An 11,113-nucleotide genomic window follows, 5' to 3' on the forward strand; every position below is an offset into this window, starting at 1 on the left:
GTTTAATAATAAGTTTTTCATTGAAAGCGTGGTTTTGTTTAACCCGATAATTTCATTAAAGATAGTAAACGCGATTATTTTATATTCCCATTTTGTTTGCTTTATAACTATTCGTTACTAGACTGCCAATAAGGCAGTTTATTTTCGCCGTTCTGCCGTGGACCTTCATCATCACCATACCTTAATACTGCCGGCTTGCTGGCCGGTTGAGCGAGGGCTTGATGCGACAACGAATCATCATTGTCGGCGGTGGAACCGGCGGCACCATCCTGGCCAATTTATTGGCCGCAAAATTACACCGGGAAATTATTAATAATAAAGTCGAGTTATTAATGATATCGGATTCACCGCTGCATTATTACAAACCGGCGTTTATGTATGTGGCGTTCAATGCTTTTTTCAAGCAAGAGCTCACGCGCTCACAGCGGAGTTTATTGCGGCCCGAAATACAGTTTATTATTGATAAAGCGGAATCTTTCGATTTAAAACAGCGAAGTATAGCGACGCAAAGCGGTAAATTTTATTCCTATGATTTTCTGGTTTTCGCCACCGGCTGCGTACCCTGGCCAGAGCGCATCGAAGGATTGGCGCAGGCGGGCGATCATTTTTACCAGTATCAGGCCGCCAGGCGGTTAGCGCATAAATTGGCGACGATCGAGAAAGGCCGCATTTTCATCACCGTGTCCTTCCCTGAAACGCCCAACGTGCCCCACCAGTGCGGTATCGCCCCGATCGAAACCACCCTGATGCTGGATGACTACCTGCGGCGGCGCGGCGTGCGCAAGGCGGTAGAGATTGTGTACACCTATCCGACCATTTCTCAACTCTTGCGTAACTGCCTGTTTTTACAGCGCCCGACAGGCGAAGCGCTACCCGCCATTTTTGCCGCACGTGACATTCTCCACCAGCGTGGGTTTACCCTCAGCCGGGTAGACGCCCAACGTAACATCGCCTATTCCGCTGAGGGGGAAGAGCAGCCGTTCGACATTCTGATGGCAACGCCGCCGATTCGCGCAGTCGAGGCGGTGCGCAATACCGGGTTGAGCGAGAGTCAAAACGGTGAAGGCTGGCTGCCGACCGATCATCAAACGCTGCAGGTCTACGGCCAACAGGGCGTGTATGTCATAGGCGATACCGTGGATTTGCCGGTCAGCAAGGCCGGCGGCTCTTGCCATAATCAGGCGCCGGTCATTGCCGACAACATCGTGGCGGAAATGCGGCTGGGCCAAACCGTGAGCCATTATGACGGCAAGGTGCAGGCGGTCGCGCAAATGGGGCTGAATGCCGGCATGCCGCTGGTGTACGACTACCGTCACGACGTGCTGCCGACGCCCGCCACCAAGGTGGGCGGCATGCTGCGCAATGGGTTTAACCGCGGCCTTTACTGGGCCACGGTAAGGGGGATGCTATGACGGGAAGCACGGTGCATGCGGCTGACCTGCAATCATTGGCGGCGTTGCTCGAGAAACTGCAGCCGCTACTGGCGGGTGGCCGGTTGGATAACGTGGTCGATCTGTTGTCGCTGCTGTCGGACGTGGTGGATATTGCCGACAACGCGCTGGTGGAGAAACTGGCCGGCGTCTTTGAAGGTTTGGTGACCCTCGGCTGGGAAGGCGGAACGGCGCTGCAGATGGCGCACAGCGAGCTGCAGTTGAATCCTCCACCGGCCAGTTTTCGCGCGCTGTACGCCTTGCTGAAGCAGCCGGATACCCTGCTGGGGTTAACGCTGCTGCTGCGTACTTTACAAATCATCGGCCAGCGCACGCGAGACAGCGCGTTGCCGTCAGCCCTGTCAGATGAATCGTCGAATTAAGCTTCACCCACTCAGGTAAGGAGTTGTGTTATGTCCGCTACAGCAGTTGGCCACGACTTTGCCACCCGGGCTATTCATTACGGCTACGATCCTCAGCGGTATCAGGGGGCACTGTCTCCGCCGGTGTTTATGAGCTCTACGTTTGCTTTTCCCACGGCGGAATACGGCGGCGCCTGCTTTGCCGGCACCGAGCCGGGGTACTTTTATTCGCGTATCGCCAACCCGACGTTAAACCTGCTCGAGCAACGCATCGCCAACCTGGAGGAAGGGGAAGCTGCGGTGGCGTTCGCTTCCGGTATGGGGGCGATCACCGCGTGTTGTTGGACGCTGCTCAGACCGGGTGATGAGCTGATTGTCGACGAAACCGTCTATGGTTGCACCTTCAGCTACTTTCATCATGGTCTGGCGCGCTTTGGCGTCAAGATAACCCACGTTGATCTGACCCGGCCGGAGCGGTTGGCGGCGGCCATTGGACCGCGTACCCGCCTGGTGTATTGCGAAACGCCGGCCAATCCCAATATGCGTTTGATCGATATCGCCGCCGTGGCGGAGATCGCCCATCGGCATCATGCGCTGTTGCTGGTGGACAACACCTACTGTACGCCCTATCTGCAGCGGCCTTTGGCGCTAGGCGCCGATATCGTGGTGCACTCGGCGACCAAGTACCTCGGCGGGCACGGCGATCTCCTGGCCGGGATCGCGGTGACGCGTCAGGCGTTGGCCGAGGCGATCCGTCTGGAGGGGCTAAAGGACATGAATGGGGCGGTACTGTCGGCGCAGGATGCCGCGCTGGTGCTGCGTGGGATGAAAACTTTGCCGCTGCGCATGGATCGTCATTGCGATAATGCGCAGCGCCTGGCGGAGATGCTGACGGAGCATCCGGCGGTCGAGCGGGTATATTACCCCGGCCTGGCGAACTTCCCTCAGCATGCGTTGGCGCAGCGGCAAATGGCGCGCCCCGGCGGCATGCTGGCGTTTGAGCTGCGGGGTGGCCTGTGTGCAGGCATTCGCTTCCTCAATGCGCTGCAGCTCATCTTGCGCGCGGTCAGCCTGGGCGATTGCGAAAGCCTGGCGCAACACCCGGCCAGCATGACGCACTCGGCCTACACGCCTGAAGAGCGGAAACGGCACCACATCAGCGAGGGGCTGGTGCGGCTGTCCGCCGGGCTGGAGGCGTTTGACGATCTGCAGGCGGATATCCTGCAGGCGCTGGCGCAGGCGCAATAAAAAAACCCGCCGCAGCGGGTTTTAGCCGAAGCGAGCGTTACATCTGTTGCGTCGCTGTGGTCACCGGCGAACCGCCGCCTTTTTTGCGCACCCACAGCCAGTAAGCCGCGGTGAGGAACGCGATCCACACCAGCCCGACATACAGGGCGATGCGGCTCTCTTCGAAGTAGCCGAGCAGGCCGATGACGAACGCCATAAAGGCGGTCGCCAATGCCGGCGCCACCGGCCACCACGGCACCGGGAAACTCAACTGACGGGTTTCCTCCGGCGACAGCGTGCGGCGCATGACGATCTGCGACAGCAGGATCATCAGCCACACCCAGACGGTGGCGAAGGTAGCGATTGAGGCGATGATCATGAAGACCTTCTCCGGGATCAGGTAGTTGAGCACCACCGCCAGCAGCAGGGCGACCGACATCACCAGCACCGTCATCCACGGCACGCCGCTGGCGGTCAGCTTGGTGAAGCTGCGCGGCGCTTGGCCGTCCTGCGCCATGCCGTACATCATGCGGCCGGCGCCGAAGATGTCGCTGTTGATGGCCGAAATGGCCGCGGTGATCACCACCACGTTCAGCACGTTGGCGGCGGAGCTGATGCCGAGGTTGCTGAAGATCTCAACGAACGGGCTGCCGTTCTGGCCGATGCTGTTCCACGGATAGATCGCCATCAGCACCGTCAGCGTCAGCACATAAAACAGCAGGATGCGCACCGGCACGGCGTTGATCGCCTTCGGCAGCACTTTGGCGGGGTCTTTCGCCTCGCTGGCGGTGATGCCGATGATCTCGATGCCGCCGAAGGCGAACATCACCACCGCTAATGACGCGACCACGCCGCCGATGCCGTTAGGCATAAAGCCGCCGTGCTGCCACAGGTTGCTGATGCCGGTGGCGTGCTGGGCTTGCCCGAAACCGAACAGCATTACCGCCGCGCCGCCGACGATCATCGCCACGATGGCGGCGACCTTGACCAGCGACAGCCAGAACTCCAGCTCGCCGAAAACCTTGACGCTGCACAGGTTGAGCGCGCCGATAAACAGGATGATGCTGAGCACCCAGACCCACTGGGCGACGTCCGGGAACCACAGCCCCATATAGATGCCGAAGGCAGTGACGTCCGCCAGGGCGACGATCACCATTTCAAAGGTGTAGGTCCAGCCGGTGAGGAACCCGGCCAGCGGGCCGAGATAGTGGCTGGCGTAGTGGCCGAACGAGCCGGAAACCGGCTGGTGCACCGCCATTTCGCCCAGCGCGCGCATCACCATGAATACCGCCGCGCCGCCCACCAGGTAGGCCAGTAGCACCGCCGGGCCGGCCAGCTGGATGGCGCCGGCGGAGCCGTAGAACAGGCCGGTGCCGATCGCCGAGCCGAGAGCCATGAAACGGATATGCCGCGCGTTTAGTCCGCGTCTGAGTTGTGTCGTTTCGTTACGCATGTTGCTTCCCGTTAAGTGTTTGCCGAACAGGCACGCGCTGCCCGCGCCGGGTGGAACGCACCCGGCGGGGCAGAACAAACTGCGTGATTCAGTATGTGATGATTATGCCTGGCTAGGCAGCAGCGCCGCAGGCAGCAGCGATGTCAGGTGACCGGCCGCCAAGAGTTGGCTGGCGGCTTCAATGTCGGGGGCGAAGAAACGATCCTTGTCGTAGAAACTGACATGCTCGCGCAGCAGACGGCGCGCCTGCTCCAGACCTTCCGAGGTCTTCAGGCCGTTGCGGAAATCCAGGCCCTGGCAGGCGGCCAGCCACTCGACCGCCAGAATGCCGCGCACGTTGTCCGCCATGTTCCACAGGCGGCGGCCGGCGGCCGGCGCCATGGAAACGTGGTCCTCCTGGTTGGCGGAGGTCGGAATGCTGTCGACGCTTGATGGATGCGCCAGCGCTTTGTTTTCGCTGGCCAGCGCTGCGGCGGTGACCTGAGCGATCATGAAGCCGGAGTTCACACCGCCGTTCTCCACCAGGAACGGCGGCAGCTGCGACATGTGTTTGTCCATCATCAGCGAGATGCGGCGCTCGGACAGCGAACCGATTTCGGCGAATGCCAGCGCCAGGTTATCGGCGGCCATCGCCACCGGTTCGGCGTGGAAGTTGCCGCCGGACAGCACGTCGCCCTGTTCGGCGAACACCAACGGGTTATCGGAGACGGCGTTGGCTTCGATCTCCAACACCTCGGCGGCCTGACGGATCTGCGTCAGGCAGGCGCCCATGACCTGCGGCTGGCAGCGCAGGGAGTAAGGATCCTGCACTTTTTCACAGTTGCGGTGCGAGTCGGAGACTTCGCTGCGCGCGCCGAGCAGGTGGCGGTAGGCGAGGGCGGCGTCGATCTGGCCGCGCTGGCCGCGCACCTCGTGGATACGCGCATCGAACGGGCTGCGGGAGCCCAGCGCGGCTTCCACCGTCAGGCTGCCCGCCACGGTCGCGGCCGCGAACAGATCTTCGGCATCGAACAGGCCGCGCAGCGCGAAGGCGGCGGAGACCTGAGTGCCGTTCAGCAATGCCAGGCCCTCTTTCGCCGCCAGCGTCAGCGGTTTCAGGCCGGCTTTGGCCAGCGCTTCGGTCGCCGGCAGCCATTGGCCCTGATGGCGTGCCTTACCTTCGCCCAGCAGCACCAGGCTCATGTGTGCCAGCGGCGCCAGGTCGCCGGAGGCGCCGACGGAGCCTTTCAGCGGAATATGCGGATAGACTTCGGCGTTGACCAGCGCGATCAGCGCCTGGATAACTTCCAGGCGAATGCCGGAGAAGCCGCGCGACAGGCTGTTGATCTTCAGCACCATGATCAGGCGCACCAGATTGTCGTCGGTCGGCTCGCCCACGCCGGCGGCGTGTGACAGCACGATCGAGCGCTGCAGATTTTCCAAATCGTCGCGGGCGATGCGCGTCGAAGCCAGCAGGCCAAACCCGGTGTTGATGCCGTATGTGGTGCGGTTTTCTTCAACGATGCGCTCCACGCAGGCCACGCTCTGTTGGATAGGGCCGTAGGCGTTGTCGTCCAGCGTCAGCGTCACCGGATGTTGATAGACGTCGCGTAGCTGAGCCAGCGTCAGTTTGCCCGGGCGAATAGTCAGCGCTTTCATGCTTTTTCTCCTTGGGTCGCGGCAACCATCGGCAGGTTCAGGCCTTGCTCGCGGGCGCAGTCGATAGCGATATCGTAGCCGGCGTCGGCGTGACGCATGACCCCGGTAGCCGGGTCATTGTGCAGCACGCGGGCGATGCGCTCGGCGGCCTCATCGGTGCCGTCGCAGACGATCACCATGCCGGAGTGTTGGGAGAAGCCCATGCCGACGCCGCCGCCGTGGTGCAGGGAAACCCAGGTGGCGCCGCTGGCGGTGTTCAGCAGGGCGTTCAGCAGCGGCCAGTCGGAGACCGCATCTGAGCCGTCTTTCATCGCTTCGGTTTCACGGTTCGGGCTGGAAACGGAGCCGGAATCCAGGTGGTCGCGGCCGATGACGATCGGGGCGGACAGTTCGCCGCGGCGAACCATCTCGTTGAACGCCAGGCCCAGCTTGGCGCGCTGGCCGAGGCCAACCCAGCAGATGCGCGCCGGCAGGCCCTGGAAGCTGATGCGCTCGCGCGCCATGTCCAGCCAGCGGTGCAGGTGTTCGTCATCCGGGATCAGCTCTTTCACCATGGCGTCGGTTTTGTAGATGTCCTGCGGATCGCCGGACAGCGCCGCCCAGCGGAACGGCCCGATGCCGCGGCAGAACAGCGGACGGATGTAGGCCGGCACGAAGCCTGGGAAGTCGAAGGCGTTGTCGACGCCGGTTTCTTTCGCCATCTGGCGAATGTTGTTGCCGTAGTCGAAGGTCGGCACGCCCATCTGCTGGAACGCCAGCATGGCTTTGACGTGATCGGCCATCGACTGCTTGGCGGCGGCGACCACCTTGGCTGGCTCGGTCTGGGCGCGCTGGCGATACTCTTCCCAGCTCCAGCCCTTCGGCAGGTAGCCGTTCAGCGGATCGTGGGCGCTGGTCTGGTCGGTGACCATGTCCGGGCGCACGCCGCGGCGCACCAGCTCAGGCAGGATTTCCGCCGCGTTGCCGCACAGGGCGATGGAGATGGCTTTGCCTTCGGCGGTGTATTTTTTGATGCGGGCCAGCGCGTCGTCCAGATCTTTGGCCTGCTCATCGACGTAGCGGGTTTTCAGACGGAAATCGATGCGGCTCTGCTGACATTCGATGTTCAGCGAGCAGGCGCCCGCCAGCGTGGCGGCCAGTGGCTGCGCGCCACCCATGCCGCCCAGACCGGCGGTCAGCACCCAGCGCCCCTGCAGGCTGCCGTCGTAGTGCTGGCGGCCCGCTTCGACGAAGGTCTCATAGGTGCCCTGAACGATGCCCTGGCTGCCGATGTAGATCCAGCTGCCGGCGGTCATCTGGCCGTACATGGCCAGGCCTTTGGCGTCCAGTTCGTTGAAGTGTTCCCAGGTCGCCCAGTGCGGCACCAGGTTGGAGTTGGCGATCAGCACGCGCGGCGCGTTGCTGTGGGTTTTGAATACGCCGACCGGCTTGCCGGACTGCACCAGCAGGGTTTCGTCTTCTTCCAGCGTTTTCAGGGTTTCGACGATCTTGTCGTAACAATCCCAGTCGCGCGCGGCGCGGCCGATGCCGCCGTACACCACCAGCTCATGTGGGTTCTCCGCAACTTCAGGATCGAGGTTGTTCATCAGCATGCGTAACGGCGCTTCGGTCAGCCAGCTTTTTGCGTTTAATTGTGTGCCGCGTGGCGCGCGTACATCGACATTGCGAACTTTGTTATTTGTAGTCACAGCAGTTTCCTCAAACAGTATCGGTGCAGATTCCATGCCGCGGTGGGGATGAGTACCACGGCATAACAATGCGTAGGGCTTATTAACATATACTTGTATGTACAAGCATATGCAACACTGACCAGTTGCCGCTGAAAAGTGGCATAAGAAAAAGTTATTTTCTTTTTATATCAGGTTGATATGCGATTTTTTGTTGCCGGTTTCATGTGCGAAAAGCCGGAGAAAAGTGAGCTGTTCGGCAAAAATGAATTAAAGTTGACTCATTTTTGGGCGGCTAGTCACAATATTTTTACAGACTGATTACAGTTGGCGGCGGAGGATAAACAAGCCCTATCACCGCGGCAAGAAAGCCCGCCGTGGACGGGCTTGCCAGGCTCAGGCGGCCGGTTGCAGCATCGGCTTGCGGCTCATCTTGCACACCGTGGCGATGGCGGCGATCAGCGCCGGTACGCACAGGAACATCAGGATGCTCTGCACTTCCCACTGCATCGCCAGCAGTTGGGCGCCCATCATGGTGCCGGCGACGCCGCCGAAGCGGCCGATGCCCTGCATCCAGGCGATGCCGGTGGCGCGGCTGTGGGTCGGGTAGAAGGTGGCCGCCAGCGTTTGCAGCCCGGACTGCGCGCCGTTCATGGTGACGCCCATCAGGAAGATGAAGGCGCCCAGCAGCACGATCTGCTTGTCTTCGGTGGCCATCGCCACGATCAGCAGGGCGGTGACGACAAAGCCGCTCGAGACCACTTTGTGTGCATTCCAGCGGTCCATCAGCCAGCCGGCCACCAGGATGCCCAGCGTGCCGCCGAAGGTGAACAGCGAGGTGAGCATCGCCGACTGTTCCAGCTGATAGCCCAAGCCCTGCATCAGGATCGGCATCCAGCTCAGCAACACGTAGTAGATCACCAGCCCCATGAAGTAGGTCACCCACAGCATCAGCGTGCCGAGCAGGTAAGGGCGGCTGAACAGCAGCCCGACGCTGGTCTTGGCCTGCGTCAGCTTCTCTTCATACAGGTAGAAACGCGTCACGCCGTCGAGGCTCTGGCTGACGAAGCGTTGCGCGATGCGTTTGATCTTCGCCGCATCCTGCCCGCGGTTGACCATATATTTGACCGATTCCGGCAGCAGCAGGATCAGCAACACCGTCAACGCCAGCGGCGCAATGGCGCCGAGCAACAGCACGCTGTGCCAGCCGTAGCTCGGGATCAGCCACGATGAAATGGCGCCGCCGCCGGCCGCGCCCAGCGGAAAGCCGCAATACATGGTATTGATCGCCAGCGAACGGCAGCGCTGCGGCGCGTATTCGGAGATCAGCGTGATAGCGTTGGGCATCGCCGCTCCCAGCCCGAGGCCGGTGAGGAAACGCCACAGCGTCAGGCTATTGAGCGAGCCGGCGTAGGCGGTGGCCAGGCTTGACAGGCCGAAGAACAGGCAGGAAAACACCAGCACGCGCTTGCGGCCGATGCGGTCGGAGATTGGCCCGGCGATCAGCGCGCCGAGCGACAGCCCCAGCAGCGCGGCGCTCAGCACCGGCCCCAGATCCTGTTTGACGATGCCCCAGTCTTTGGCGACCGAGGGGGCGATATAGCCCATGGCGGCGGTATCGAAACCGTCGATGGCGAGGATCAGGAATCCGAGAATGATCAGTGTCCAGTGAAACAGCGAAAACTTGCTGTCGTCGATGGCCTGTTGAATGTTTAACTCGCTGGTGGAATGAGTCATGGCACCCTCTAAACGCAGATGTAGTCGTGATGAATAGTACGTGGCCGAAACTGATGCTCGGCTTGTGTTTGCTTGTATATACATCTGCGCGTCGGCGCTTTATGTCAAATATAATTATCTTATTTGTTAACTGCGTGTTGTTTTCTGTGGAGCAGGTTGCACCGCGGATGAAAGGCCTAAGACCGGTTAACAAATTAAATGAACGCCATTGGCGGTGAGATATGCTGGCGGCGGCGCGGAGGAAAAAATTTAATACAATTTTGGCCGTTTGGTCGCCGAGCCGGAATCTGCGATAATCGTTTTTTACTTTTCCAGATTGAGAAACCGATGCAGTACCCGATCAACGAGATGTTCCAAACCTTGCAAGGCGAAGGCTTTTTCACCGGCGTGCCGGCCATTTTCATCCGCCTGCAGGGCTGCCCGGTAGGGTGCAGCTGGTGCGACACCAAACATACCTGGGAAAAGGAAGCCCATCGGGAAGTAGACCTGCAACGGATCCTGGTCAAAACAGAAGAGAGCGACGCCTGGGGCAATGCCAGCGCCGAGCAGCTGCTGGCGGTGATGCGTCAGCAAGGCTACACCGCGCGTCATGTGGTGATCACCGGCGGCGAACCCTGCATCTACGATCTGGTGCCGCTGACCGAGCTGTTCGAACAGCACGGCTACCGTTGCCAGATTGAGACCAGCGGCACCCACGAAATTCGCTGTTCCGCCAACACCTGGGTGACGGTTTCGCCCAAGGTGAATATGCGCGGCGGCATGAAGGTGTTGGATCAGGCGCTGCGGCGCGCCGACGAGGTGAAGCATCCGGTGGCGCGCGAGCGCGACATCGAGGCACTGGATGCGCTGCTGGCGACGTTGCAGGATGACAAGGCGCGCATTATCGCACTGCAGCCGATCAGCCAGAAAGAAGAGGCGACCCGTCTGTGTATTGAAACCTGTATCGCGCGCAATTGGCGGCTGTCGATGCAGACCCACAAGTATCTGAACATCGCCTAAAATCAGGGCGCCATTGCGGCGCCCTTTCTTTTAACCTTTATATACGCATCCCGCCGTACAGGTCTCTTTCACCATCACCGCCGTCAATTCCGGCAGCTGGGGCTTGAGCTGCTGCCAAATCCAGGCGGCGAGCACTTCGCTGGTGGGATTTTCCAATCCTGGAATATCGTTCAGATAATGGTGATCCAGCCGTTCCCAGATCGGGGAAAACACAGCCTTGAGCTCGGCGAAATCCATCACCCAACCGGTGTGGGGATCCACTTCACCGGTCACTTCCAGACGCACCATAAACGAATGCCCATGCAGACGGCCGCATTTATGGCCCTCCGGCACGTGCGGCAAGCGGTGTGCGGCTTCAAACTGAAAATCTTTAAACAGCGTGGTTGCCATTATTACGGCCTCATTGACTCAAAAACCGCCGCATAGTACCGGAAAGCGCGTCTGCTTGCCATTTATACCGTTATGGTCTACCGCCACGGTCAACGCGCCCGTTTAACACTTTTTTTGTTTGGTGTTTGCGGAACCTATCGGCTGGGGTTATGAGCCGAAATGTTGAACGGTGAAAAAACGATGAAAAAAAGCGCTTTAATTTCATCTGGA

9 protein-coding genes are annotated in these 11,113 nt (G+C 60.4%); 4 read left to right on the forward strand and 5 right to left on the reverse strand.

The window, feature by feature from the left end:
- The first annotated feature begins 221 nt into the window (after window positions 1–221).
- From JL05_RS04685 to JL05_RS04695, 3 genes are read left to right on the forward strand one after another with little or no spacing between them, the layout of a single operon-like run.
- Complete coding sequence (locus JL05_RS04685; protein WP_033631804.1) at window positions 222–1,412, forward strand: NAD(P)/FAD-dependent oxidoreductase; 1,191 nt, start codon at window positions 222–224, stop codon at window positions 1,410–1,412.
- Entirely contained in the window at window positions 1,409–1,813 is a 405-nt protein-coding gene (locus tag JL05_RS04690) for a hypothetical protein (protein WP_080347712.1), read from the forward strand. Before JL05_RS04685 ends, JL05_RS04690 begins: the two co-directional genes overlap by 4 nt.
- 30 nt (window positions 1,814–1,843) lie before the next feature.
- Window positions 1,844–3,040 (forward strand): methionine gamma-lyase, encoded by a 1,197-nt coding sequence (locus tag JL05_RS04695; RefSeq protein WP_033631805.1) that lies wholly within the window; start codon window positions 1,844–1,846, stop codon window positions 3,038–3,040.
- A 37-nt stretch (window positions 3,041–3,077) separates the two neighbouring features.
- Here JL05_RS04695 and JL05_RS04700 read toward each other — a convergent pair whose 3' ends face one another.
- From JL05_RS04700 to JL05_RS04715, 4 genes are all read right to left on the reverse strand, one after another.
- On the reverse strand, window positions 3,078–4,472 hold the full coding sequence (locus JL05_RS04700; RefSeq protein ID WP_015376675.1) for an amino acid permease: 1,395 nt from the start codon (window positions 4,470–4,472) through the stop codon (window positions 3,078–3,080).
- Window positions 4,473–4,574: 102 nt separating this feature from the next.
- On the reverse strand, window positions 4,575–6,110 hold the full coding sequence (hutH, locus tag JL05_RS04705; RefSeq protein ID WP_015376676.1) for a histidine ammonia-lyase: 1,536 nt from the start codon (window positions 6,108–6,110) through the stop codon (window positions 4,575–4,577).
- A complete protein-coding gene (gene hutU, locus JL05_RS04710; RefSeq protein WP_015376677.1) occupies window positions 6,107–7,798 on the reverse strand; it encodes a urocanate hydratase in 1,692 nt (563 codons plus the stop codon). The genes hutH and hutU overlap by 4 nt, the downstream gene beginning before the upstream one ends.
- A gap of 375 nt (window positions 7,799–8,173) precedes the next feature.
- On the reverse strand, window positions 8,174–9,514 hold the full coding sequence (locus JL05_RS04715; protein WP_015376678.1) for an MFS transporter: 1,341 nt from the start codon (window positions 9,512–9,514) through the stop codon (window positions 8,174–8,176).
- 327 nt (window positions 9,515–9,841) lie between these two features.
- On the opposite strand from JL05_RS04715, the gene queE reads away from it, so the two are divergent.
- Window positions 9,842–10,513, forward strand: coding sequence for a 7-carboxy-7-deazaguanine synthase QueE (gene queE / locus JL05_RS04720; RefSeq protein WP_033631806.1), 672 nt, complete (start codon window positions 9,842–9,844; stop codon window positions 10,511–10,513).
- 30 nt (window positions 10,514–10,543) lie between these two features.
- Here queE and queD read toward each other — a convergent pair whose 3' ends face one another.
- Complete coding sequence (gene queD, locus JL05_RS04725; RefSeq protein WP_004932638.1) at window positions 10,544–10,903, reverse strand: 6-carboxytetrahydropterin synthase QueD; 360 nt, start codon at window positions 10,901–10,903, stop codon at window positions 10,544–10,546.
- Window positions 10,904–11,113: the final 210 nt, after the last annotated feature.

The organism is Serratia nematodiphila DZ0503SBS1 (assembly GCF_000738675.1).
Taxonomy (GTDB): domain Bacteria; phylum Pseudomonadota; class Gammaproteobacteria; order Enterobacterales; family Enterobacteriaceae; genus Serratia; species Serratia nematodiphila.